Annotated in this window: 21 protein-coding genes; 8 read left to right on the top strand and 13 right to left on the bottom strand. The window is 63.2% G+C overall.

The annotated features are described in order from the left end of the window. The first annotated feature begins 30 nt into the window (after positions 1–30). The gene (gene dgcA, locus C9427_RS04265; RefSeq protein WP_107647949.1) at positions 31–1014 is read left to right on the top strand and encodes an N-acetyl-D-Glu racemase DgcA; all 984 of its coding nucleotides are present in this window, start codon (positions 31–33) and stop codon (positions 1012–1014) included. Here dgcA and C9427_RS04270 read toward each other — a convergent pair. Together C9427_RS04270 and C9427_RS04275 are read right to left on the bottom strand one after the other, a co-directional pair. Beyond that, the gene (locus tag C9427_RS04270; RefSeq protein ID WP_107647950.1) at positions 985–2199 is read right to left on the bottom strand and encodes an MFS transporter; all 1215 of its coding nucleotides are present in this window, start codon (positions 2197–2199) and stop codon (positions 985–987) included. The two genes, dgcA and C9427_RS04270, sit on opposite strands and share 30 nt — an antisense overlap. Before the next feature lie 203 nt (positions 2200–2402). Further along, positions 2403–3218, bottom strand: a complete 816-nt coding sequence (locus C9427_RS04275) for a UDP-2,3-diacylglucosamine diphosphatase (RefSeq protein WP_107648184.1) — start codon at positions 3216–3218, stop codon at positions 2403–2405. 118 nt (positions 3219–3336) lie between these two features. Here C9427_RS04275 and C9427_RS04280 point away from each other — a divergent pair, with 118 nt between their 5' ends. The 4 genes from C9427_RS04280 to C9427_RS04295 all read left to right on the top strand — a co-directional run bounded on the left by C9427_RS04280 (position 3337) and on the right by C9427_RS04295 (position 8304). Beyond that, complete coding sequence (locus C9427_RS04280; protein WP_107647951.1) at positions 3337–4116, top strand: SDR family oxidoreductase; 780 nt, start codon at positions 3337–3339, stop codon at positions 4114–4116. A gap of 28 nt (positions 4117–4144) precedes the next feature. Continuing rightward, positions 4145–4522 (top strand): hypothetical protein, encoded by a 378-nt coding sequence (locus C9427_RS04285; RefSeq protein WP_107647952.1) that lies wholly within the window; start codon positions 4145–4147, stop codon positions 4520–4522. Between the two features lie 203 nt (positions 4523–4725). Beyond that, positions 4726–7050, top strand: a complete 2325-nt coding sequence (locus C9427_RS04290; RefSeq protein ID WP_107647953.1) for an NADP-dependent malic enzyme — start codon at positions 4726–4728, stop codon at positions 7048–7050. An 81-nt stretch (positions 7051–7131) separates the two neighbouring features. After that, a complete protein-coding gene (locus C9427_RS04295) occupies positions 7132–8304 on the top strand; it encodes a DUF2865 domain-containing protein (RefSeq protein WP_107647954.1) in 1173 nt (390 codons plus the stop codon). Here the strand turns inward: C9427_RS04295 and gltX are convergent. The 5 genes from gltX to C9427_RS04320 form a co-directional block, all read right to left on the bottom strand. Further along, complete coding sequence (gene gltX / locus C9427_RS04300; RefSeq protein ID WP_107647955.1) at positions 8222–9595, bottom strand: glutamate--tRNA ligase; 1374 nt, start codon at positions 9593–9595, stop codon at positions 8222–8224. The genes C9427_RS04295 and gltX overlap by 83 nt on opposite strands. Positions 9596–9902: 307 nt before the next feature. Next, positions 9903–11708: an ABC transporter ATP-binding protein gene (locus C9427_RS04305; protein WP_107648185.1), complete on the bottom strand. Its 1806-nt coding sequence runs from the start codon at positions 11706–11708 to the stop codon at positions 9903–9905. 381 nt (positions 11709–12089) lie between these two features. Then, a complete protein-coding gene (locus tag C9427_RS04310) occupies positions 12090–12503 on the bottom strand; it encodes a GNAT family N-acetyltransferase (protein WP_107648186.1) in 414 nt (137 codons plus the stop codon). A 65-nt stretch (positions 12504–12568) separates the two neighbouring features. Continuing rightward, a complete protein-coding gene (locus C9427_RS04315; RefSeq protein WP_107647956.1) occupies positions 12569–14251 on the bottom strand; it encodes an NAD+ synthase in 1683 nt (560 codons plus the stop codon). A 111-nt stretch (positions 14252–14362) separates the two neighbouring features. After that, a complete protein-coding gene (locus C9427_RS04320) occupies positions 14363–15076 on the bottom strand; it encodes a DNA-3-methyladenine glycosylase I (protein ID WP_107647957.1) in 714 nt (237 codons plus the stop codon). Positions 15077–15170: 94 nt separating this feature from the next. Between C9427_RS04320 and C9427_RS04325 the strand changes: the two genes are divergently transcribed. Both C9427_RS04325 and C9427_RS04330 read left to right on the top strand, forming a co-directional pair. Further along, entirely contained in the window at positions 15171–15731 is a 561-nt protein-coding gene (locus tag C9427_RS04325) for a DUF1003 domain-containing protein (RefSeq protein ID WP_107648187.1), read from the top strand. Beyond that, positions 15728–16330, top strand: coding sequence for a DedA family protein (locus C9427_RS04330; protein WP_107647958.1), 603 nt, complete (start codon positions 15728–15730; stop codon positions 16328–16330). The genes C9427_RS04325 and C9427_RS04330 overlap by 4 nt, the downstream gene beginning before the upstream one ends. On the opposite strand, the gene C9427_RS04335 is transcribed toward C9427_RS04330, so the two are convergent. The 5 genes from C9427_RS04335 to C9427_RS04355 all read right to left on the bottom strand — a co-directional run bounded on the left by C9427_RS04335 (position 16319) and on the right by C9427_RS04355 (position 22685). Continuing rightward, the gene (locus C9427_RS04335) at positions 16319–16678 is read right to left on the bottom strand and encodes a diacylglycerol kinase (RefSeq protein ID WP_006334888.1); all 360 of its coding nucleotides are present in this window, start codon (positions 16676–16678) and stop codon (positions 16319–16321) included. The genes C9427_RS04330 and C9427_RS04335 overlap by 12 nt on opposite strands. Positions 16679–16756: 78 nt before the next feature. After that, positions 16757–17176 carry a GFA family protein gene (locus tag C9427_RS04340; RefSeq protein ID WP_107648188.1) on the bottom strand — a complete coding sequence of 140 codons (420 nt, stop codon included), beginning with the start codon at positions 17174–17176 and terminating at the stop codon, positions 16757–16759. Between the two features lie 180 nt (positions 17177–17356). Further along, positions 17357–18730, bottom strand: coding sequence for a class II 3-deoxy-7-phosphoheptulonate synthase (locus C9427_RS04345; RefSeq protein WP_107647959.1), 1374 nt, complete (start codon positions 18728–18730; stop codon positions 17357–17359). A gap of 156 nt (positions 18731–18886) precedes the next feature. Beyond that, a complete protein-coding gene (mfd, locus tag C9427_RS04350) occupies positions 18887–22384 on the bottom strand; it encodes a transcription-repair coupling factor (protein WP_107647960.1) in 3498 nt (1165 codons plus the stop codon). A gap of 13 nt (positions 22385–22397) precedes the next feature. Next, on the bottom strand, positions 22398–22685 hold the full coding sequence (locus C9427_RS04355) for an FAD assembly factor SdhE (protein ID WP_097575888.1): 288 nt from the start codon (positions 22683–22685) through the stop codon (positions 22398–22400). Between the two features lie 92 nt (positions 22686–22777). Here C9427_RS04355 and recG point away from each other — a divergent pair, with 92 nt between their 5' ends. Continuing rightward, positions 22778–24886 carry an ATP-dependent DNA helicase RecG gene (recG, locus tag C9427_RS04360; RefSeq protein ID WP_107647961.1) on the top strand — a complete coding sequence of 703 codons (2109 nt, stop codon included), beginning with the start codon at positions 22778–22780 and terminating at the stop codon, positions 24884–24886. Here the strand turns inward: recG and C9427_RS04365 are convergent. Beyond that, positions 24838–25596, bottom strand: a complete 759-nt coding sequence (locus C9427_RS04365; RefSeq protein WP_107647962.1) for a DUF502 domain-containing protein — start codon at positions 25594–25596, stop codon at positions 24838–24840. The genes recG and C9427_RS04365 overlap by 49 nt on opposite strands. Between the last annotated feature and the right edge of the window lie 37 nt (positions 25597–25633).

Genomic DNA, 25633 nt, shown 5'->3' on the forward strand with positions numbered 1-25633 from the left:
CCCCTTCTCGCACAGCCGGAGCAGAAAAATATGGCGCGTGTCATTTCGGTCGAGGCCGAGCGCTTTCCCATCGCCGGCGCCTTCACCATTTCGCGCGGCTCGAAGACCGAGGCCGAGGTGATCATTTGCACGATCAGGCAGGGCAGCCATACCGGGCGCGGCGAATGCGTCCCCTACAAGCGCTACGGCGAAAACATGGATGGCGTCCACGCAGCGATCGAGGCCATGCGGGAACGGATTGCAGGCGGCATCGACCGGGTTGGGCTGCTCGACGCCATGCCGGCGGGTGCCGCGCGCAACGCCATCGACTGCGCGCTCTGGGATCTGGAGGCGAAGATTACCGGAACACCAGTGGCGCGCGCGATAGGCGCGGTTCCGTTGCGGACGCTGGAGACGGCCTACACGTTGTCGCTCGGCGAGCCGGAAGCGATGGCCGCACAGGCCCGCGCCAACGCCATGCGTCCGCTGCTCAAGGTCAAGATCGGCGGCGACAACGACATCGCCCGTATCCGCGCCGTCACCGAGGCGGCACCGCAAAGCCGCATCATCCTCGACGCCAATGAGGGCTGGACGGACGATAACATCGTGGAAAACCTCGCCTTTGCCGCGGAGCAACGCATCGCGCTGATCGAACAGCCGCTTCCCGCGGGCCGTGACGGCATCCTTCGCCACATCGCGCATCCGGTGCCGATCTGCGCCGACGAGAGCGTGCACGAGGCGAAGGACCTCGCCTCGATGGTCGGCCTCTACGATGCCGTCAACATCAAGCTCGACAAGGCGGGCGGGCTGACGGCGGCCCTCGCCCTTCGCAACCGCGCCCGCGAACTGGGTTTCGGCGTCATGGTCGGCTGCATGGTCGGCACGTCGCTTGCCATGGCGCCGGCCGTGCTGCTCGCCCAGGATGCCGATTTCGTCGATCTCGACGGTCCGCTGCTGCTGGCCCGCGACCGCGTGCCGGGCCTCGTCTACCAGGGATCGCTAGTATCACCCCCCGATCCGGTGCTGTGGGGCTGAACGAGCCGCAAATCCGATCAGCGTCAGCCCGATCAGGGCGATCGGGATCATGGCGAAAAAGCCGTCCACGCCGAAGCGGTCGTAGAGCGGGCCGGACAGAAGCGTGACGACAGCCGTGAAAAAGCCGTTGGAGAAATATGCGATGCCTTGCGCTGCGCCGGTTCGTTCCTCCGCGACTGTTTCGCCGATCATCTTCTGCAGGCCGATCAGCACCAGCGCCACGGAAATGGCATGCAGCGTCTGGACAGCGAAAAATCCGGCGACGCCAAGACCAAGCGGCCAGATCAGCGGGAAAGCGATCCAGCGGACGATCGAGCCGATCCCGGCTATCACCATGATCGACACGACGGAGAATGAGCCGAACACACGGGTGAAGGCCAAAAACATGCAAATCTCGGCCACCACGCCCCATCCCCACAGCAGCCCGACAACCGAATCGCTGATGCCGATCGATTTCCAGTAGATCGACACGAAACCGTAGAGAAACGCATGGCTGGCGGTGATGACGCCGACGCCGATGGAGAAATACAGGAAATACGCATTAAGAAGTTTCGGCGCCGATTGCTGGATATCGCTGGCTGACAGTGGCGAGGCCCGTCGGGGACGACCAAGCCGCGGCGCAATCAGTCCGACGGCAAGGGCTGCGGCAAACGCCACGAAGATGATCACCGGGACAGCCCCGGCGCTGGTCGCGGACAGGATGAAGCCGCCGGCAAGATTGGCGCAGAGATAGGAGATCGATCCCCATTTGCGCATGCTTGCGTAATTCGAGCCGAAGCGGCGCACGCCCGACAGCGCCAGCGAATCGGCGATCGGCGAGTGCGGCGTCCAGACGACGGCAAGCGCCAGCGACACGGCGAGCACCATGGCGTAGGTCGGTGGCAGGAAGTAGCCGGCGGCCAGCACCAGCGATGCGGCGACCAGCGCGATATAGACATTGGCGCGGTCCCTCGCCCGGTCGGCGAGCGCGGTAAGCAACGGCGTGGTCACCACACGCAGGAACATCGGCGCGGCGAGAATGACCGCTATTTGCTCGGCATGAAAACCCTTTGCCTGCAGCCACAGCGGAAAGTAAGGCAAATGCGTGCCCAGCGGCACGAAAAGCGTGAAGAAGATCAAGCTCATGCGCAGCTCGAAATGGCGCGGCTTGACGAGCTGTTCGGGCGAAAGCGGCGGCAGGGACATGAATCGATCCAATGACGCTGCATTCGTCGGCTGCAACGCGCATCGATCCCTAACATGCGGGAAAGTGAGTCGAAACCGCCTGGACCAACGCATCGGCCCGAAAATCGATTCCGATTTTCGGAGAGCACGATGCGTAGATTAGAAAGTGTTAGGGCGTACATTGTGCGTCCAAGTGGGCGCACGTCGCCCTAATTAATGCACTGTCAGGCAGCCTCGACCACCCTGTCCTCGATGAGCATTGGGATGAACGGCTCGTCCGGCGCCTCAGGCAGGACATGCGCCCAGGTCAGGATCTCCATCCGGCCGTCGAAATGCTCGACCACCGCCGTGCAGCTTTCGACCCAGTCACCGGTGTTGATATATTGCACGTCCTCGAAATTCTCGATCGCCGCATGATGGATGTGCCCGCAGATGACGCCGTCGACATGCGAGCGGCGCGCCTCCTCGGTCAGCACCGTCTGGAACGAACCGATGAAGTTCACCGCCTTCTTGACCTTGACCTTGGCCCAGGACGAGAACGACCAGTAGGAAAGGCCGAGCAGTTGACGCAGTCGCGTGATGACGCGGTTGACCAGCATCGCTCCGTCATAGGCGTAGTCGCCGAGATAGGCCAGCCAGCGCTGATTGTGGACGACGGTGTCGAACTGGTCGCCATGGATGACCAGCAAACGCTTGCCGTCGGCGGTCTCGTGGATGGCACGGTCGGCGACGACGATGCCGCCGAAATGCACGCCCTGGAACTGGCGCGCGAACTCATCATGATTGCCTGCGATATAGGTGATGCTGGCGCCCTTGCGTGCCTTGCGGAGCAGTTTCTGGACGACGTCGTTGTGGCTCTGCGGCCAGTGCCAGCTGCGTCTCAGGCGCCAGCCGTCGACGATATCGCCGACGAGATAGATGATGTCGGCATCGTGGTAGCGCAGAAAATCGATCAGGAAGTCGGCCTTCGCCGCCTTCGATCCGAGATGGATATCGGAGATGAACATGCTGCGGAAAGTGCGGGGCTCTGCGCCGGGCATTGGATTCTCACCGTTGCTTTCGAGCAGCCTATGCGCCGATTCATGCAACAACCGTATGACGGTTGCGATTGGTCCAGCCAAAGGGGTAGCCTGCCACGCTGTTCAAGGAGAAGAAATCATGGATCTCGGCATTCGCGGCAAGAAGGCCATCGTCTGCGCTTCGAGCAAGGGGCTAGGGCGCGGCTGCGCCATGGCGCTGGCCGAGGCCGGCTGCGATCTGGTGGTCAATGGACGCAATGCCGAGCTACTGGCGAAAACCGCGGCCGAGCTGCGCGAGAGATTCGGCGTGAAGGTGACGGAGATCGTCGGCGACGTCTCGAAGCCCGAGGTGCAGAAGGCACTACTCGCCGCCTGCCCCGACCCCGATATCCTCGTCAACAACAATGGCGGACCGCCGTTTCGCGATTTCCGCGAACTCGACCGCGAAAAGATCCTCGAAGGCGTCACCCAGAACATGGTGACGCCGATCGAGCTGATTAAGGCCGTCATCGACGGCATGGCGTCGCGCGGCTTCGGCCGCATCGTCAACATCACCTCGCTGTCGGTCTATGTGCCGATCCCCGGCCTCGATCTGTCGTCGGGCGCACGCGCCGGGCTGACCTCGTTCCTTGCCGGCGTGGCGCGGACGGTGATGGACCGCAACGTGACGATCAACAACATGCTGCCGGGCAAGCTCGACACCGACCGGCTGCGCGGCCCGCATGAACCCGGCAGCGTCGAGGATCCGACTGCCGCTGCCAAGCGCAAGGCCCAGGCAGCGGCCAACGTTCCGGCCAAGCGGCTCGGCACACCGGAGGAATTCGGCCAGATCTGCGCCTTCCTGTGCTCGGTCCATGCCGGCTATCTGACCGGGCAGAACATACCGGTGGATGGCGGCCTCTACGTCAGCGCGTTCTAGTGATGGAGCCTTAAGCGTAAGATCCGCGATGCTACACTCGTCCCTCATATCCTTCCTTAACGGCGAGAAACCGGCCGACGAACTTTGGCAGGAGATCGAAACCGAAGTGACCGAGTGCGCGACTGCCTCGACTACGCCTGGCTGCGTGGGGCACGTCATCATAACTGACGGGCCAGATACGATAATTAATCTTCGACATGTGGACGTGCTGGTTAGTCGGCTGGCGGACGGCATCCTGCCGGTCCAAGCAGCCGCCTACATCGCCGATGCGCTGATTATGAGCGACGACTTCGCCTTTGCGGACGAGGGCGTCTCGGAGGTTCTGTACTGTCTGTCAGACGACAGCGCGCGCCTTTCGCGAGAAGACGTGCAAGCCTTGCGGAACCGCCTTTCGACGGGAGCCTAGCGGGTGCTTTGGAATTGGGCGGCGGCGCAGCTCGCCGCAGCTCCCCGCCCCGTCATCCCAACATTTCAATGACAGACCGCATAGGCCAGGCGGCCTTGCAAAGCCACAAGCCACGCGCTTGCGACATATCACCTCTCGAAAAGCCACGGCTGCATGCTAAGAGTTTCAAAACAGCAAGCGGACTGATTTGAGGAGCGGCCGGCATGGAAGGCGAAGGCAAAAAGACGGCCCGGTCGGACCTCGACGAAGCCGCACTCTACTTCCACAAGCACCCAAGGCCCGGGAAGCTCGAAATCCAGGCGACGAAACCGCTGGGCAACCAGCGCGACCTGGCGCTGGCCTATTCACCCGGCGTCGCGGCGCCCTGTCTGGAAATCCGCGACAATCCGGCGACCGCCGCCGATTATACGGCGCGCGCCAATCTGGTCGGTGTCGTCTCCAACGGTTCGGCGGTGCTGGGCCTCGGCAATATCGGGCCGCTCGCCTCCAAGCCTGTCATGGAAGGCAAGGCGGTGCTGTTCAAGAAATTCGCCGGCATCGACGTCTTCGACATCGAGATCGACGCGCCTGGCATCGAGCGCATGGTCGAGACGGTCGCGGCGCTGGAGCCGACCTTCGGCGGTATCAACCTTGAGGACATCAAGGCGCCGGAATGCTTCGAGGTCGAGGAGCGGCTGAAGGCCCGCATGGGTATTCCAGTCTTTCACGACGACCAGCACGGCACCGCGATCATCGTCGCCGCCGCCGTGCTTAACGGGCTGGAGTTCGCCGGCAAGGCTATCTCGGACATCAAGATCGTCACTTCGGGCGCCGGCGCCGCCGCGCTTGCCTGCCTCAACCTCCTGGTCCTGCTCGGTGCCCGTATCGAAAACATCTGGGTCACCGACCGTTTCGGCGTTGCCCACAAGGGCCGCGTCGACGAGATGGACCGCTGGAAGGACCCTTATGTGAAGGACACCGAGGCGCGCACGCTGGCCGATGTCATCCCCGGCGCAGATGTGTTCCTCGGCCTTTCCGCCGCCGGCGTGCTGAAACTGGAATTGCTTCAGCACATGGCGCCAAAGCCGCTGATCCTGGCGCTGGCCAATCCCAATCCCGAGATCATGCCGGAAGCGGCGCGGGCGGCACGACCCGACGCGATGATCTGCACCGGCCGATCCGATTTTCCCAATCAAGTCAACAATGTACTCTGTTTTCCTTACATCTTTCGTGGCGCGCTGGACTGCGGCGCCAGCGCCATCAACGAAGAGATGAAGATGGCTGCGGTGCGGGCGATCGCGGCGCTGGCCCGCGAAGAGCCGTCCGATGTCGCCGCCCGCGCCTATTCCGGCGAGACGCCGATCTTCGGGCCAGACTTCCTGATCCCCTCGCCCTTCGACCCCAGGCTGATCCTGCGCATCGCGCCGGCGGTGGCCAAGGCTGCCTGCGACACCGGCGTCGCCACACGGCCGATCACCGACTTCGCCGCCTATATCGACACGCTGAACCGCTTCGTCTTCCGCTCAGGCCTGGTCATGAAGCCGGTGTTCTCGATGGCCAAGGCGTCGAGCGCCAAACGCGTCATCTATGCCGACGGCGAGGACGAGCGGGTGCTGCGCGCAGCGCAAGTCGTGTTGGAGGAAGGCATCGCCGAGCCGATTTTGATCGGGCGCCCGCATGTCATCGAAGTCCGGCTGAAACGCTACGGGCTGCGCATCAAGCCGGGCGTCGATTTCGGCCTGATCAACCCTGAGGACGATCCCCGCTACCGCCACTATGTCGATCTGCTGATCGAACTTGCCGGCCGCCGCGGCGTGACGACGGAAGCCGCGCGCACCATGGTGCGCACCGACAACACAGTCATCGCCGCCCTCGCCCTGAAGCGCGGCGATGCCGACGCCATGGTCTGCGGCCTCGAAGGCCGTTTCGAGCGGCATCTGCGCAACGTCACCCTGATCATCGGCCCACGCGCCGGCATCAAGGACCACGATTTGTCGACGCTTTCGATGCTGATCTCGCAGCGCGGTATCATTTTCCTCACCGACACCCACGTCTCCGTCGACCCGACAGCCGAGGAGATCGCCGAGATGACAGTGCTGGCGGCGGAAGAAATCCAGCGCTTCGGTATCGAACCGAAGGCCGCCTTGCTCTCGCATTCGGATTTCGGCTCGCGCGATTCACCCAGCGCTCTGAAGATGCGGCAGGCTGCGGCGATCCTGGCGCGCATCGCGCCGGACCTGCAATGCGACGGCGAAATGCATGCCGACACGGCTCTGTCCGAGCAGTTGCGCCAGCGCGTCTATCCGCATTCGCGGCTGAAAGGCGAAGCCAATCTGCTGGTGTTCCCCAATCTGGACTCGGCCAACATCACGCTCACCGCGCTACGCACGATGATGGATGCGCTGCATGTCGGGCCGATCCTGCTCGGTACCGACAGGCCGGCGCATATATTGACGCCGTCGGTGACGTCGCGCGGCGTGGTCAACATGACCGCGCTCGCCGTGGTCGAAGCAGCCCACAAGGCTCAGGCGATCGTAAATCTGGGATGAGCCCGTCTTCGGCGGTAAGCTAAACAAACAGTTAACTGCAATCGCGGTAGTTTTGGCGGCGGGAAACGGAGTTCTGGGCAAATGATGGGCGCTGGGTGGAAGCTGACGCGTGCAGCGGCGCTGCTTGCCGCTTTGGCGTTGTCCAGCCTTGCCGTCACCCAATCGCAGGCCGCCTCCCGTGTTTGCCGGCAGTTGGAAGCCGATCTGGCGTCCGCCTCGCGTGGCGGCGGCAAGCCGGCTCTGCTCAGAAAATATGACGACGCGATCGTCCGGCAACGCCAGCAGATCGCAAAGGCCAGCAACCAGTCCGGCTGCGGCTTCTCGCTGTTTGGCCGTAATGAAAACGCCTGCGCCGCGCGCGACGCCACGCTCGACCGCATGAACGCCAATCTCGACGCCTTGGAGGCCAAGCGGGCGCAACTCGCCGGCGGCGGCTCGCGGCGCGATCGCGCCCGCATATTGGCCGCGCTCGATGCCAATGGCTGCCGCGACAGCATTGTCGCTCCGAAGCGCGCGCCGCTGCGTGAGGCGAACCGTCAAGACGGCAATGGCAACCTGCTCGATCGGCTGCTGAACGGTGACAAAAGGCAACTCGAAGCGCCGGAGAGCGATCCCGACGAACAACGCGGCATCCGCGCCATGATCAACCAGCCCGACCGGATGGACCTGCCACGCCTTGGCGGCGAATTCCGCACGGTTTGCGTGCGCACCTGCGATGGCTACTTCTTCCCGATGTCGAATGCCGCCTCGATGGGCGATTTCGAGCGCGACCAGAAGAACTGCGATTCGAGCTGTCCCGGCACCGAGATGCAAGTGTTCTACACGCGCGGCCAGGATGGCGATTCGGCTGACATGACCTCGTCGGCCACCGGCAGGCCCTACCGCGAACTGCCGACCGCCTATCTCTACAAGCAGTCCTCACGCCCGCCGGCCTGCGGCTGCAACGCGGCACAGAATTTCGAAATCATTGCCGGCAAGCCGCCAAATCCTGAACAGTCGCAGGCCGATACGCAAGCCGAACCGTTCATTCCAGTGCCTGTCGCCAAGCCGGATCCGGGCGCCGACCCCGAGACCTTGGCCAACGCCGAAGGCGGCCTCGACCGTGAAGCCATAAAGCGCATGGCCGTCAAGCCCGTGGCGTCGACCTTGCCGCCACCGGAACAGCGCAAGGTCAGGGTCGTCGGGCCAGCGTTCCTTCCCGACCCAAAAGCGGCAATAGATCTGCAAGTTCCGGCCCCGAAGGCTGTCCGGTAAGTGCCAGCCTGAGTGGCATGAACAGCGCCTTGCCCTTGCGGCCGGTCGCTTCCCTGATCTTGCTCGTCCAGTTCTTCCAGACCGACCCGTTCCATGGCTCTTCCGGCAAAAGATCGAACGCCTGATGAAGAAAATCGCGGTCTTCGTCGGAAAACTCAGGCGGCTCCTGCGGACCTTCGCGAAGCGTGCGCCACCAGATGGCAGCGTCGGCCAGCCTGTCGACATTGCTACGCACAGCGAGCCAGAATGGCTCGGCCTGTTCGCCTGATATGCCAAGCACGATCAGCCGGTCGCGCGCTTCGGAAAACGGCATGTTGTGGAGCAGTGTGCGATTGAGCACGAAAAGCTCGTCCGGATCGAATTTGGCGGCGGATTTCGACGTTGCGGCCGGATCAAAGCGCTCCGCAAGCCCGTTCATATCGGGCACTGCCACGACATTTTCCGAAGTGCCGACGAGTACGGCCAGCGAGGCGACAGCCATCGGTTCGATGCCGGTCTCGCGCAGGCTTTCGATGGACAGTGCGCCGGTTCGCTTCGACAGCCCCTCGCCCGTACTGGTGGTCAAGAGATTGTGGTGGCCGAATACCGGCGGCTCGGCGCCCAGCGCCTGGAACAGTGCTATCTGTACGCCGGTGTTGGTGACATGATCGTCGCCGCGGATGACATGACTGACGCCCATCTCGATATCGTCGACCACCGAAGGCAGCGTGTAGAGATAGGTGCCGTCCTCGCGCCGCAGGACCGGATCCGAGAGCGAGGCTAGGTCGACGGTCTCCTCGCCGCGCACCATGTCGTCCCAGTGGATTTCGGTGCGTTCCGGCTGCAAGGGATCGCTGGTGAAATTGGGCAGGAGGAAGCGCCAGTGCGGCCGGCGGCCGTCCGACTGGTATTCGGCGACCTGATCGCGCGTCAGCGTCAGCGCCTCGCGGCCATAGACCGGCGGCAGGCCTCGCGTGCGGCGCACCTTGCGCCTGAGATCGAGCTCTTCCGGCGTTTCATAGCAGGCATAGACAAGGCGCGCCGCCTTCAGTTTCTCGATCGCCGCATCGTAGATCTCGAAGCGCCGCGACTGGTACTCCGTGGCATCGGGAAAAACGCCCAGCCAATGCAGATCATAGAGAATGGCGTCGGAAAATTCCTGCGTCGAGCGCGCGACGTCGGTGTCGTCGAAACGCTGGATGAAGCGGCCCTTGTTGTTCAACGCAAACAGCCAGTTGAACAGGGCGGTGCGCGCATTGCCGATATGGATGCGGCCGGTGGGCGACGGGGCAAAACGGACGGTAACTGTCATGAGCGGGGCGTACCGGATGCTTTCGGTGTTGACAAGACACGCCCCCGCGCGCTGCCGCAGACATAGAATATGACGGCGGAAATGAAAAGCCTGCAGCGCAGGGCGGAGTTCGATCCAGCAGAGCTTGAATCAAAAACCCGCCTCGGTGGGCGGGCCGTTGGCGCAATCAGCACCATGAATAAATTCCTAGCATAACTGATATCACCTGTCAAGTTGAACCCATCCAGCTTGGGTTCCTCGCCCACGAAAGTGGGGGCGAGGAACCCGGGTCTTGCCAGGTCGGAATGCCACGCAGCGATACAACCCGTCAGATCGCCAGCCCCTTGGTCAGTTCCAGCGCCTGGCGCTCGAACAGCCGGCGGTAGATGCCGCCTTGCAGACGGATCAACTCGTCATGCGAGCCTTCCTCGGCGATGCGGCCGCGATCGAACACCAAGAGCCTGTCAAGCGCCCGCACCGTCGACAGCCGGTGCGCGATGACCAGCGTGGTGCGGCCGACCATCAGCCGCTCCATCGCCTGCTGGATCAGCACCTCCGATTCCGAATCGAGGCTGGATGTCGCCTCGTCCAGAATGAGGATCCTGGCATCGGCGAGGAAAGCGCGCGCGATCGCCACCCGCTGGCGCTCGCCGCCGGACAGTTTCACGCCGCGTTCGCCGACCAGCGTGCCGTAGCCCTTCGGCAGGTCGGCGATGAAGTCGTGCGCGCTGGCCAGCCGTGCGGCATGCTCGATCTCCGCCTGGCTGGCGCTCGGCCGGGCATAGGCGATGTTTTCGGCCAGCGACCGGTGAAACAGGATTGGCTCCTGCTGGACGATGGCGATCTGCCCGCGCAGCGACGCCTGCGCCACCTGCGAGATATCCTGCCCGTCGATCAGGATCTGCCCTGAGTTCACGTCGTAAAGGCGCTGGATCAGCTTGACGAAGGTCGTCTTGCCCGAGCCGGAATGGCCAACCAGTCCAACGCGTTCGCCCGGCGCGATATCCACCGAAAAGTCGCGGTAGAGCGGCAGCCGATGGTTGCCATAGTGGAAGGTGACGTTGTCGAAGCCAATACGGCCGTCGGTGATGCGGATCAGCTTGGCACCGGGCCGGTCCTCGATGCCGAGCGGTTCGGACTGGAAGTCGACCAGTTCCTCCATGTCATTGATCGAGCGCTGCAAATTGCGGATATGCGTCCCGATATCCCTGAGATAGCCTTGCAGCACGAAGAACGAGGTCAGCACGAAGGCGACATCGCCGGCGCTCGCCTGCCCCCACGACCACAGCAGCAGCGAAAATCCGATCACCGCCGTCCTGAGCAGCAAAAGCATCGTCCCTTGCGTGGTGCCATTGAGGGTGCCGCGCACCCAGGTTCGCCGCGTGCGGGCACGCCATTTGGCGACCACTTTGGCAAGACGCGTTTCCTCGCGCGTCTCGGCGCCGAAACCCTTGACCACCGCATTGCAGCTCACCGCGTCGGCCAGCGAGCCGCCAAGGCGCGTGTCCCAGGCGTTGGCAAGCCTTGCCGCCGGCGCGACATAACCGAGCGACAGCATCGCTGTCACCGCGATGAACAGTACCGAGCCGGCGGCGACCACCACGCCCATTATCGGCCAGAACCAGCCGAGCAGCAGCGTCGAACCGATCAACATGACGACCGACGGCAGCAACGCGATCAGGATCGTGTCGTTGAGCAGGTCGAGCGCCCACATGCCGCGCGTTATCTTGCGCACGGTCGAGCCGGCGAAGCTGTTGGCATGCCAGTCGGTGGAAAACCGTTGAACGCGGTGGAAGGCGTCGGCGGCAATGTCGGCCATCATCTTCAGCGTCAGGTCCGTGATGCCCATGAAGGCGATGTTGCGCAGAACGACGCCCGCGAGCGCCAGCGCCACCAGCATGGAAAACGCCGCCATCGCCGCATTCCATGCGATCTCGTCGGCCGCAGCACTGCTGGCGACGGCGTCGACCAATCGGCCGGAATAGAGCGGCGTCAGCACATCGGCCGAGGTCGACAGCAGGAAGGTGCCCATGATGAGCGAAAGCCGCCAAGGCTGACGCCGCCAATGGCCGAACGTAAAACCAAGAACGCTGCGAAAGGCGCTCGCGCGCAAATCGATCTGAAAACGAGCCATGATGTCATCCGGGCGCAAACGAGCCCGGTCCCAGTAAGGTAGAAATGAAAAAACCGCGTTGGCGCCAACTGGCGCCCGGAAATGCGGAGGTTTGGTATCTTGGCGGCTCACCCTCTAACGGGCGGCGACCGGCAGCGGCAAAGGCCTGTTCTCAGCTCAGCTCTCGTCGCGAAGGAACTTCGCGGCCTGCTGAACAGGACCTAGGCTTCGCGGCCTCGCATAACGATGTCAAATCCTGGCATTCGGTTCCTCCCAAAGGGGGATCGCGGGAAGGCTTTTATAAAGATGCCTCGACGCTTCGCCAAGATAGCGGCCGAGCGAAACGGCATCTGGTCCAAACAGTGAGACGATTTTGCAACAATCGCGGGTTGTGCCGCTAGCTCAGCCTGCCGGGATGCGGTCGAGCCGCATGTATCGGCCATCGGTGGACGGCTTGAAGCCGAGCTTTTCATAGACCGCATGGGCGTCGTTGGTCGCCAGGCTCCAGTGCGTGACCGTCTTGCAGTCCGGATGATCGATAAGTGCCTGGACAAGCCGCGTGCCGATCCCGCGCCCGCGATGCCCGGGCCAGACGATGATGTCGGCAAGATAGGCAAACACCGTGCGGTCGGTGATCGCCCGGCCGAAGCCGACCTGTCTGCCGCCGAGGTAAGCGCCGGCGCAGAGCGAATTGGCAAAGGCGCGGCGGTGCGTTTCGTCGCTGCGCCCGGTGCCCCAGTAGCTCGCCATCAACAGGTCGGAGGTCGCCCGGAAGTCGATCCGCGACACGTCGAAGCTGATCTCGCAGTCAGGCACGACCACTATCTTTGCTTGAGCATGATCTTGTCCGAAAACCGGATTCCACTTTTCGGGGTCATGCCCTAGCCCCGATCCCGAAATCGGTTGGTGATGGGATAGCGGCGGTCGCGGCCGAAATTCTTCCTGGTGATCTTCACACCGGGCGCCGCCTGCCGGCGCTTGTATTCGGCGATATAGAGCAGGTGCTCGACGCGCGTCACCGTCGCCCGGTCGTGGCCGCGCGCGACGATATCGTCGACGCCCATCTCTTGCTCGACCAGACACTCCAATATGTCGTCCAGCACCGGATAGGGCGGCAATGAATCCTGGTCGGTCTGGTTCTCGCGCAGTTCCGCCGACGGCGCCTTGTCGATGATGTTCTTCGGGATCACCTCGCCGGAAGGACCCAGCGCGCCCGGCGGCACATGCGAATTGCGCCAGCGCGACAGCGCATAGACCTGCATCTTGTAAAGGTCCTTGATCGGATTGAAGCCGCCATTCATGTCGCCATAGAGCGTGGCGTAGCCGACCGACATCTCGCTCTTGTTGCCGGTGGTGACGACCATCGAGCCAAACTTGTTGGAGATCGCCATCAGTATGGTGCCGCGCGCGCGGCTCTGCAGGTTTTCCTCGGTGATGCCTTCCTTGGTGCCCTCGAAAAGCTGCGTCAGCGTGTGCAAAAATCCCTCGACCGGCTCGAAGATCGGCACGATGTCGTAACGGCAGCCAAGAGCGCGAGCGCAATCCTCGGCATCCTTCAGCGAATCCTTGGAGGTATAGCGATAAGGCATCATCACGGCGCGCAGCCGTTCCTCGCCCAGCGCATCAACGGCAAGGGCGGCGCAGATCGCCGAATCGATACCGCCGGAAAGGCCGAGAACGACATTCTTGAAGCCGTTCTTGTTGACGTAGTCGCGCAAGCCCAACATGCAGGCGCGGTAGTCCGCCTCCTCCCTTTCCGGGATCTTCGACATCGGCCCTTCGGAGCAGACCCAGCCGTCAGAAGTCCTCTTCCAGGTGGTGACGTCGACCGCCTCCTCGAACTGGCTCATCTGGAAGGCCAGCGTCTTGTCGGCACCTATGGCAAACGAGGCGCCGTCGAAGATAAGCTCATCCTGGCCGCCAAGCTGGTTGGCGTAGATAATCGGCAAACCGCATTCGATGACCTGGCGGATGACGACCTGATGGCGCACGTCGATCTTGGCGCGGTAGTAGGGCGAGCCGTTCGGCACCAGCAGGATCTCTGCCCCGCTCTCGGCCAGTGTTTCGCAGACAGCGACATCGCCCCAGATGTCTTCGCAGATCGGGATGCCGAGCCGCACGCCGCGGAAATTGACCGGCCCCTGGAGCTCAGGCCCGGCTTGAAAGACGCGCTTTTCGTCGAACTCGCCATAGTTCGGCAAATCGAGCTTGTAGCGCTCGGCAAGGATCTTGCCGCCATCGGCAAGAATGATCGAGTTGTGCGTGCCGCTCTTGCGCTTCAGCGGCGTGCCGATAATGACGCCCGGGCCGCCGTCGGCGGTGTCGTTGGCAAAGTCCTGCGCCGCCCGCTCGCATGCCTTCAGGAAGGTCGGCTTCAGCACCAGATCCTCAGGCGGATAGCCGGCGAGGAAGAGTTCCGTGAACAGCACGAGGTCCGCGCCCTGGCGGCCGGCATCCGCCCTCGCCTCGCGCGCCTTGGCGAGATTGCCTGATATGTCGCCGACCGTCGGGTTGAGCTGGGCGACGGCGATGCGCAGGATATCGGGGGCGGTCTTCTTGGTCATGCCTGCTGACTTAGCGCGGCAAAATTCGTCGGGCAATGCCGTTCGCTTGGACCACCCGGATCGAATGACATATGTCATTCGTGTCCTAATCGATCGAGTATCGATCGTGTCCTATTCGCCCATATATTCCCGCAGCGACTCCGGCGAGTGGTTCTCGCCGATCGACATTGCCAGGATGCGCGAAATATGCCGGCGCGGTAGCCGCGTTTGCGCCACCCAGGCGTTGATCTGAGCCTGGATCTTGTCGAGGTCCCTCTTCGAACTTGGGCTTTCGGCGATGTCGAGGCCGGCGTCTCGCAATGCGGCCGCCATGTCGGCGGAGATGATGAAGGCATCCCATTCCAGCCAGCGCAGGAAATACTGGCCGGTGTTGCCTCCGAGCCGGCTGCCGTGCTTGCCGAGATAGGCCATCAGTCCGACCTGGTCGTCCGCCGGCCAGTCGGCGAGAAATCTGCCGAAGCCGCCATGCTCCTTCGACACCCGCTCGACAAAGGCAGCGTTGTCGCGAACGGATCTGATCTTCTGCGGGTTGCGCACGATGCGCTGGTCGGAGGCCAGGTCGTGCCAGAAATCATCGGGCTGGAACAATAGCCGCTTCGGCTCGAAGCGAAGAAAAGCCTCTTCGAATCCGGGCCATTTCTGCTCGATGACACGCCAGACGAAGCCGGCGGCGAAAACACGCTCGGCCATGGTCGACAGGATCCGGTCGTCGGTAATGTCAGCCACCGCCGCGTTGTCGGGCATCGGGCCCAGCAGCGACGCCAGCGCTGCTTCACCGCCCTTGCGTTTTGCCGCGCGGGCGCGGATTTTCGCGAAATCGGGCATCTGTTTCCATCCTCACGCCGCGCTTTTGACGGAACGGCATCTTCCTATATGGAAACGAGACTGCCAAGCCGATGCTTTTCTTATGGAGACATCCATGAACAAGACCGTGCCCGAATTGGCCAACCGTTGGCTGGGGCTAGAACCGGAGAACTTAAGCGAACCTGAGAGGCGGGTGCTGCAGAGTGCGGTCGATCGCCAGCCGGTATCGCAGAACATCAACGACCTTGCCGGCACACAGAATGCAGGCGACCGGATCGCGGACGCCATCGCCCGCGTCGGCGGCTCATGGACGTTCATCCTGTCCTTCATCGCCTTCCTGATTCTCTGGATCGGAGCCAATTGGTGGCTGCTGGGGCGCGATTCATTCGACCCTTACCCTTTCATTTTCCTCAATCTCGTCCTGTCGATGATCGCCGCCCTGCAGGCGCCGGTGATCATGATGTCGCAAAACCGCCAGGCCGCGCGCGACCGCATCGACGCCGCGCACGACTACGAGGTCAATCTCAAGGCAGAGATCGAAATCATGGCATTGCATGAGAAGTTGGACGAACTGCGCCACAGCCAGATCATCGGCATGCGCGACGAGATTGCGCAGATAGCCGAACAACTGAGGCGGATCGACGAACGGCTCGCTCCGCAGACATCGCCCTCATGACGGAGGTAATCCATCATCTCATCGAGCAGTACGGGCTGATCGCCGTCTTTCTGGGCTGTGTCGCCGAGGGCGAGAGTGCTGCCATTCTTGGCGGATTTTTCGCGCATCAGCACGTCTTCGGCTTTTGGCAGGCCTTTCTGGCGGCAGCCATGGGCGCCTTTGTCGGCGACACCTTCTTCTTCATCCTGGGAAGAAGCTTCGCCGACCACCCATTCGTGATCAAGTTGAAAGGCCGGCCCGGCTTCAGCCATGCCTACCGTCTCGTCTCGAGCCATCCCAACATCTTCGTGCTGTCCAACCGCTACATCTATGGCATGCGTCTGGTCGGCGGCATCGCCGCCGGCTTCGCCAGCATACCGGTGGCGCGCTTCGTTATCCTCAACGCGATCTCTTCGTTGGTCTGGGCCGCGTTGTTCGGCACCGTCGGCTATGTCTTCGGACTGGGCGCCGAACGCATCGTCGGCCAGGCGCTGGCCCGTCACGAGCGGTTGCTGATCGCTCTGGCGATCGGGCTTGCCGTGGCCGGCCTGGCCTGGTTCGTCGCTCGTCACTTCGCCGGCAAGGAACGCGACAAGGATGCTAGAGCGTCAGACCGGTAGCCCCGTGATCCGCTCGATGATGGCGATGCCCCAGACGCCGGCAACGATCACCACCGAGATCAGCACCGCCAGTGAGCCGCAATCCTTGGCGAGCTGGATATCGACATTGAACTCCCGGCTGAAGGCGTCGCACGCAGCCTCGATACCGGTGTTCAGCACCTCGACCATGATCAAAAGCAGCACCGCGCCGATCAGCAAAGCATAGCCGCGCCACGAGACCGAAACGAACCAGCCAAGCGGCAGGGCAAGCACCAGCAGCATGAGCTCCTGCTGAAAAGCCTTTTCGCTGGCGGCCAGTTTGCGGAACGCCCGTACCGAATTGAAGAAAGCATCGATCAGCCGCTGCATGCCCAATCCCCTTTCCGAATCACCGGCAGGGGATATCGCAATGGCCCGATCAATGGAATAAGGCGGCCTCTCCAAAATTCATTCATCCGCGACCCTGAGCGACGGTGTCGACTTCTCGAATTGCGGCAGCCCGTCGTCGATAGCGTAGTAGTCGCCCTTGTCGCCGACGAAGATATGACATTCGCCTTGAAGCCCAGTCGGCCTGTCGAATGCTCCGGCCAGAACCGAGACATAGGCGTCCTCCCGCGGCTTCCAGAACAGCACCGAGCCGCATGTCTTGCAAAAGCCGCGCCTGGCAAACGACGACGCTTCATACCAGGTGATGCCCTCGGCGCCGGCGATCTCGATGTTTTCGTCGGAGACATTGGTTGCAGCGTAGTAGTGCCCGCTCTGCTTGCGGCATTGCGAACAGTGACAGTAAATCACCCCGCGCAAGGGTCCGCGCGTCTTGAAGCGCACGGCGCCGCACAGGCACGAGCCGCTGTGATCGTCATCCATCGTGGTCATCCATTGTGGTCTCCATTCGAAATCCTCATCGAAGACAGGATTCCAGTTTTGCAGCGGCTGCGCTGGAGCAAATACGACATTCAGCAGGCTACGCCGGGAAGCCATTCCCAAACAAAAAAGCGCCGGATTTCTCCAGCGCCTTTTGATCCTGATTTTCGATGGTGACTGAAACTAGCCGTTGACGGCCTGCTTGTGCTGCACCGGATGGCTCTTCTTGAGCAGGTCCGACACAAGGAAGGCCAGTTCGATCGCCTGGTCGGCATTGAGGCGCGGGTCGCAATGGGTGTGGTAGCGATCCTGCAGCTCTTCGGCGGTGATGGCGCGGGCGCCACCGGTGCATTCGGTGACGTTCTTGCCGGTCATCTCGACATGGATGCCGCCCGGATGCGTGCCTTCGGCGCGGTGCACCTCGAAGAAGGTCTGTACTTCCTTCAGGATGCGGTCGAATGGCCGCGTCTTGTAGCCGGCGGCCTCGATGGTGTTGCCATGCATCGGATCGGACGACCACACCACGCTGCGGCCTTCCTTCTTCACCGCCCGCACCAATTTCGGCAGATGCTCGGCGACCTTATCTGAACCGAAGCGCGCGATCAGCGTCAGCCGACCGGGCTCGTTTTCCGGATTGAGCAGGTCGATGAGCTGCAAGAGGCCGTCCGGCGTCAGCGACGGGCCGCATTTCAGGCCGAGCGGGTTCTTGATGCCGCGGCAATATTCGACATGGGCATGGTCGGGCTGGCGCGTGCGGTCGCCGATCCAGATCATGTGGCCCGACGTGGCGTACCAGTCGCCCGAGGTCGAATCGATCCGGGTCAGCGCTTCTTCGTAACCAAGCAGCAGCGCCTCATGGCTGGTATAAAAATCTGTCTCGCGCAGCGCATAATTGGTCTCCGAGGTGATGCCGACGGCCTTCATGAAGTCCATCGTCTCGGTGATGCGGTTGGCGAGCGCACCGTATTTCTCGCCCTGCGGACTGTCGGACACGAAGCCGAGCATCCATTGATGCACATTCTCGAGGCTGGCATAGCCGCCCTGGGCGAAGGCGCGCAAAAGGTTGAGCGTCGCCGCCGACTGGCGGTAAGCCATCTCTTGCCGTGCGGGATCCGGAATACGCGACTTGGCGTCGAACTCGATGCCGTTGATGATGTCGCCGCGATAGCTGGGCAGTGTCACGCCGCCCTTGGTTTCGCTGTCGGACGAGCGCGGCTTGGCGAACTGGCCGGCGACACGGCCGACCTTCACCACCGGCTGCGCGCCGGCGAAAGTCAGCACGACGGACATCTGCAGGAAGACGCGGAAAAAGTCGCGAATATTGTCCGCGCCATGCTCGGCGAAACTCTCGGCGCAATCGCCACCCTGGAGAAGGAATGCGTCACCGGCAGCGACACTGGCAAGCTGCTTCTTCAGCTTGCGCGCCTCACCTGCAAAAACCAGCGGCGGAAAGGTGGCAAGCTGGGCTTCCGTGTTCTTCAGCGCATTGAGATCCGGATAGGCAGGAACCTGCTGGATCGGCTTTGCTCTCCAAGAATTCGGCGACCATTTCGTCATCGTTGCACCAACGCTGTTTCAAGCGGGCGCCATCGCCCGCCGTTCCGCCCCTATATGGGGATCGCGCTCCATACACGAAGCCGATTTCCTATTCTAGACCGGAATTGGCTGCCTGGCGAATGCGACAACACTGCGGAAAATACTGCGAGGCAAACGCTAGGCGGCCTTCTCCACCAGCCGCGCCAACTGCGTCATGACAACCGCCGAGCCCGCAAGCCGCTTCTCGGCCGTCGGCCAATCACGGGTAAAGACAACGCTGTGGTCTGGCCGGATCTTGGCCAGCGAACCCTGCTCGCCGATGAATTTGACCAGCCCGACCGGGTTGGAGAACTCGCGCTTGCGGAAGTGGATGACGACGCCTTTCGGGCCGGCGTCGAGCTTTTCGACATTGGCCTTGCGGCAGAGCGCCTTGATGAAAACGATCTTCAGGAGATGCTTCACCTCTTCCGGCAGCGGCCCAAAACGGTCGATCAGCTCGGCGCCGAAGGCATCGATCTCCTCGGTGTTTTCGAGATCGCCAAGACGGCGATAGAGCGCTAGCCGTAGTTGCAGATCCGGAACGTAGCTTTCCGGGATCATTACCGCCGTGCCGACGGCGATCTGCGGCGACCAGCCGCCATCCTGCACCTCGCCGGAGTCCTTGACCTCGGCCACAGCCTCCTCCAGCATCTGCTGGTAAAGCTCGAAGCCGACCTCCTTGATGTGACCGGACTGCTCTTCGCCGAGAAGATTACCGGCCCCTCTGATATCGAGGTCGTGGCTGGCAAGCTGGAAGCCGGCGCCCAGTGTGTCGAGCGACTGCAGCACCTTCAGCCGGCGCTCGGCGGTGTCGGTCAGCTTGCGATTGGCCGGCAGCGTGAACAGCGCATAGGCGCGCACCTTCGAGCGGCCGACGCGACCACGCAACTGGTAGAGCTGCGACAGGCCGAACATATCGGCGCGATGCACGATCAGCGTGTTGGCGGTCGGGATATCGAGGCCGGATTCGACAATGGTGGTCGACAAAAGCACATCGTACTGGCCGTCGTAGAAAGCGTTCATGATGTCGTCGAGTTCGCCAGGCGGCATCTGGCCATGGGCCACCGCGACCTTTAGCTCCGGCACGGATTCCTTCAGGAAATCATGGATTTCCGCGAGATCGCTGATACGCGGCACGACATAGAAGGAATGGCCGCCACGGTAACGCTCGCGCAGCAGCGTCTCCCGAATGACCAGTGGATCGAAAGGCGAGATGAAGGTGCGCACCGCCATGCGGTCGACCGGCGGCGTGGCGATCAGCGACAGTTCGCGCACGCCGGTCAGCGCCAGTTGCAAGGTGCGCGGGATCGGCGTCGCCGACAGCGTCAGCACATGCACATCGGTCTTCAGGTCCTTCAGCCGCTCCTTGTGCTTGACGCCAAAGTGCTGCTCTTCGTCGATGATCAAGAGGCCGAGATTCTTGAACGAGATCGAGGCGCCGAGCAGCGCATGGGTGCCGACGACGATATCGACCTGGCCTTCGGCGATGCCTTTCTTGGTCTCGGCCAGTTCCTTGGCGCCGACCAGCCGCGACGCCTGGGCGACACGGATCGGCAGGCCGGAGAAACGCTGCGAAAAGGTCTTGAAATGCTGGCGTGACAACAGCGTCGTCGGCACCACCACCGCGACCTGGAACCCTTCCATTGCCGCGATGAAGGCGGCCCGCAGCGCCACTTCCGTCTTGCCGAAGCCGACATCGCCGCAGATCAGCCGGTCCATCGGCTTGCCGGCGCTGAGGTCGTCCATGACTGAATCGATCGCCGTCTGCTGGTCGTCGGTTTCCTCGTAGGGAAAGCGCGCCGCGAACTCACCGTAGAGCCCATCGGCAGGCACCAGGGCGGGTGCCGAGCGCATCTGCCGCTCGGCGGCGATGCGGATCAACTGCCCGGCCATGTCGAGCAGGCGCCGTTTCAGCCGCGCCTTGCGCGACTGCCAGGCGCCGCCGCCGAGCTTGTCCAATGTCGCTTCAGCCGAATCCGAGCCGTAGCGCGACAGAAGCTCGATGTTCTCCACCGGCAGGAACAGCCGGTCATCGCCGGCATAGTGGATTTCGAGGCAGTCATGCGGCGCGCCGACCGCCTCGATGGTGCGCAGGCCGATGAAGCGGCCAATGCCGTGATCGGTATGGACGACAATGTCGCCGGACGATAGCGACGAGGCCTCGGCGATGAAGTCGGAAGGGCGCTTCTTGCGCTTCGAGCGCCGGATCAGCCGGTCGCCCAGAATGTCCTGCTCGGCGACGACGACGAGCTTTTCGGTCTCGAAGCCGGATTCGAGCGGCAGCACGGCAAGCGCCGCCTGCCCCGGCTCCAGCTTTTCCGCCTCGGCCAGAGTTGCAACGGGTTTGAGGTTGCCAAGATGATGCTCGGCCAGGATCTGGCCAAGCCGGTCGAGTGAGCCTTCGGTCCAGCCGGCGATGACGACGCGCCGGCGCGCGGCGCGCTCGTCGGCGATATGCTTCACCACGACGTCGAAGACATTGATGCCGGGGTCGGCGCGCTCCTCGACGAAGCTGCGGCCATGCCGCGATCCCGCGTGATAGACCTTCTTTGAACCAGCATCCGGCGCATCGAAGGCGGTGAAGTCGATCGCTTCGCGGGGACCGAGCGAGGCGACCAGGTTCTCCGGCGAGAGAAAAAGCAGATCCGGCGGCACCGGCTTGTAGGGAACGGCGTCCTTCAGCGCGCCGTCGGCCTGTTTCCGGCGCGCCTCGTAGTGATCGAGGATCAGCGTATGGCGTTCCGCCAGCGCCTCATGCGCCAGATGATCGAAGACGACAGGCGCATCCGGCAGATAGTCGAACACCGTCTCCAGCCGCTCGTAGAAGAAGGGCAGCCAGTGTTCCATGCCGGCAAAGCGCCGTCCCTCGCTGACCGCGGCGTAGAGCCCGTCGTCGCGCTGCGGCGCGCCGAAGGCTTCGATATAGGAGCGGCGGAAGCGGCTGATGGTCTCCGGCGTCAGCGCCACTTCGCTCATCGCCTGCAGCGCCATCGATTTGCGCTGCCCGGTGGTGCGTTGCGTGGCGGCATCGAAGACGCGAATCGATTCCAGCGTGTCACCGAAGAAGTCGAGGCGCAGCGCTTCCGTCCAGCCGGGCGCGAACAGGTCGAGAATGCCGCCGCGAACCGCGAATTCGCCGACGCCGCGCACGGTCGGCACCCGCTCGAAGCCCGAGGTCTCCAGCTGCGACACCAGCGCGTTCATGTCGATCTGGTTGCCCGGCCTGGCGTGGAAGGTCTGCGCTTCCACCAACTCCGCCGGCGGGATGCGCTGCAACAGCGCATTGGCGGTCGTCAGGATGACCGCGCGGTGCGGTTTCTTCGCCAGCGCAATCATCGCCGTCAATGCATCGAGCCGCCTGGCAGCGGCATCCGCGCCTGGAGAAACGCGGTCATAGGGCAAGCAGTCCCAGGCCGGCAATTCCAGCACCGGCAGGCCGGGCGCGGCAAAGGCCAGCGCTTCCGTGATCGCCGGCAGCCGCTGACCGTCGCGCGCCACGAACAGCACCGGCTTGTCCGGCGCGATCTCGTGCGCCGCCTGCACCAGTGCAAACGCTTCATAGCCATCGGCGACGCCGTCGACGATGAACTGGCCGGCGCGACCCTTGGGCAGGCCGATTGTGGGGATCAGGCTCATGGAATCAACGTTTTCAGAAATTCATTGCCCGGCGGGACGCCAGGATCTTTTGCAGGACGGCACAGTCGATGTCGGGCGGAACCGGGCGTTCGCCGGTGACCATGGGCAGGAATTCGGTGTCGGGAATGTCGAGGAGCCTCTCATATTGGTCGATTTCGTCGCCGGTCAAGGCGCCGATCTCGGCATCGGCGAAGCCACCGAGGATGAGGTCCATTTCGCGCATGCCACGATGCCAGGAGCGGAACAGAAGCTTGCGGCGACGAGCATCGAGCCCCTCGCTTGATCGTCTCGTTCCCGTCATGGTGCCGCATCCTTGCCTGTCGCGGCGCATATAGCGTGGATAGAGGACGGTGTCAGCCTTGCGCTGCGGCTGTCGCGACATAAGCTGACATCATGCGTCCTTCCATCCTTGATCCGCTGTTCGTCCCGATCACTTCGCTTGCCGGCGTCGGGCCGAAGGTGGGCGCGTTGATCGAGAAAGTGGTGGCCGCCGATCTTGGCGACCGTGCCGCGCGCGCCGGCGACCTCCTGTTCGTGCTGCCCAATACCGTCATCGACCGCCGCAACCGGCCGGGCATAGCGCTGGCGCCGGCGGGCGCCATCGTCACCCTCGATGTGCGCATCGACCGCCACCAGCCGCCGCCGCGCGGCAACAGATCGGTGCCGTACCGGGTCTACGCCCATGACGATACCGGCGAGATCGCGCTGACCTTCTTCCATGCGCACGCCACCTACCTCGAAAAAGCGATGCCCGAGGGCGAGCATGTCGTGGTCTCCGGCCGCATGGAATGGTTCAACGGCCGCCCGACCATGGTCCATCCCGACCATATCGCGCTGGCCAACGACGCCGAAAACCTGCCGCTGGTCGAGCCGGTCTATCCGCTGACCGCTGGGCTCTCGGGAAAAGTGCTGCGCCGGGCGATCGGCCAGGCGCTCGGCCGCCTGCCGGAACTGCCGGAATGGCAGGATGAGGCGTTCATGCGCCGCCAGACTTTCCCAGCCTTCGGTGACGCACTCGCCCGCGTTCACTATCCGGCGGACCCGATCGATGTCGCCATCGAGGGGCCGGCGTGGCGGCGGCTTGCCTATGACGAGTTGCTGGCCGGCCAGGTATCGCTGGCGCTGGTGCGGGCTAAAGTCCGCCGCCTGTCCGGCAGGCCGCTGATCGGCGACGGCCGCATCGTCGACAAGCTGCGCGCGGCCCTGCCCTATTCGCTTACTGCCAGCCAGGAATTCGCGCTCGCCGAGATCAACGCCGATCTTGCCGATCCCGAACGCATGCTGCGGCTTTTGCAGGGCGATGTCGGCTCTGGCAAGACGGTGGTGGCACTGCTTGCGATGGCACGCGCCGTCGAGGCCGGCGGCCAGGCGGCCTTGATGGCGCCGACAGAAATCCTGGCGCGCCAGCATCTTGCGACCATCACACCCCTGGCTGAACGCGCAGGATTGCGCGTCGCCATCCTCACCGGCCGTGAAAAGGGCCGCGAACGCGCCGACACGCTGGCCGGCCTTGCCAGCGGCGAGATCGACATCGTCGTCGGCACCCATGCGCTGTTCCAGGAAACCGTGACCTTTCACGATCTCGTCTTCGCCGTCATCGACGAACAGCACCGCTTCGGCGTCCATCAACGCCTTGCCATCACCGCCAAGGGCGACGCACCCGATATGTTGGTGATGACGGCGACGCCGATCCCGCGCACGCTGGTACTGACCGCTTTCGGCGACATGGACGTATCGAAACTGACCGAAAAACCGTCCGGCCGCCAGCCGATCCGCACCGTCACCCTGCCGCTGGAGCGGCTCGACGAACTCATCGGCCGTATGCTCGACGCCGTCGCCGACGGGCAGAAGATCTACTGGATCTGTCCGTTGGTCGAGGAATCCGAAGAAATCAAGCTGATGTCGGCCGAGGATCGCTTTGCCGCGCTGAAGCCGTTGTTCGGCGACCGGATCGGCCTCGTGCATGGCCGCATGAAGGGCGCTGACAAGGACGAGGCGATGCGCGCCTTCAAGCAGGGCGAGACCCGCATCCTGATCGCCACCACGGTTATCGAGGTCGGTGTCGACGTACCGGATGCGACGATCATGGTCATCGAGCACGCCGAACGCTTCGGCCTTGCCCAGCTGCATCAGTTGCGCGGACGGGTCGGACGCGGCGACAAACCGTCGTCCTGCGTACTGCTCTACAAGGACCCGCTCGGCGAGACGGCCAAACGCCGGCTGTCAGTGATGCGCGAGACCGAGGACGGTTTTCGCATCGCCGAGGAGGACCTGAAACTGCGCGGCGAAGGCGAGTTGCTGGGCACCCGCCAGTCCGGCACGCCGGGCTTCCAGGTGGCGCGCATCGAGGCGCATGCCGACCTGCTGGAGGCCGCCCGCGACGACGCGCGGCTGATCCTGTCGCGCGATCCGGAACTGCAATCCGAACGCGGTACCGCGCTTCGGCTGCTGCTCTATTTGTTCGGCCGCGACGAGGCGGTGCGACTGCTGCGCGCCGGCTGAGGTCCGGCGCCGAGCGGCGGATTGGCAAGCGGACCGTCAATCCGCTCGCCGTTCAACGTCACCACCTTGGCCTTGACCTCCGGCGCCACCAATCCGGCCGAGACGATCAGCCTGGCGCCGTCCTCGATCGTCATGTCGAGCAGCACGATGTCGGATTTAAGCACATACATCAGGAAGCCGGTGGTCGGGTTCGGCGTGCAGGGCATGAACACGGCAACCAGCGGATCGCCTTCCTGGTCGAGCTTCTGATTGATCTCGGTTTCCTTCTCGCTGGCGACGAAAACCAGAGACCAGACGCCCTTGCGCGGATATTCGACCAAGCCGACCTGCCGGAACATGTCGCCCTTGTTGGACAGCACGGTCTGGAAGATCTGCTTCAGCGAGCCGTAGATGCCGCGCACCAGCGGCATGCGGCCAAGCAGGCGCTCGCCGAAATTGACGATGGCGCGGCCAACGATGTTGGCGGTCATGAAACCGATCAGCGTGATCAGGATCAGAGCGACGATCAGCCCGAAACCCGGAACCGGGAACGGCAGGTAGGTGTCCGGGCTGTAGCGCGCGGGAATATAGGGTTTTACCCAGGAATCGACCCAGCCGATGAAGGACCATGCGATGTAGGCGGTGATCGCCAGCGGCGCGCAGACGATGAAGCCGGTCAGGAAATAGTTCCGCAGCCGGGTCATGCCTGAAGTTCTGGGAGCATCGGACATGGTTCACACCGCGGCGCAGGTTTGCAGCGCGACATTA

The organism is Mesorhizobium helmanticense (assembly GCF_003034915.1).
GTDB lineage: Bacteria > Pseudomonadota > Alphaproteobacteria > Rhizobiales > Rhizobiaceae > Mesorhizobium > Mesorhizobium helmanticense.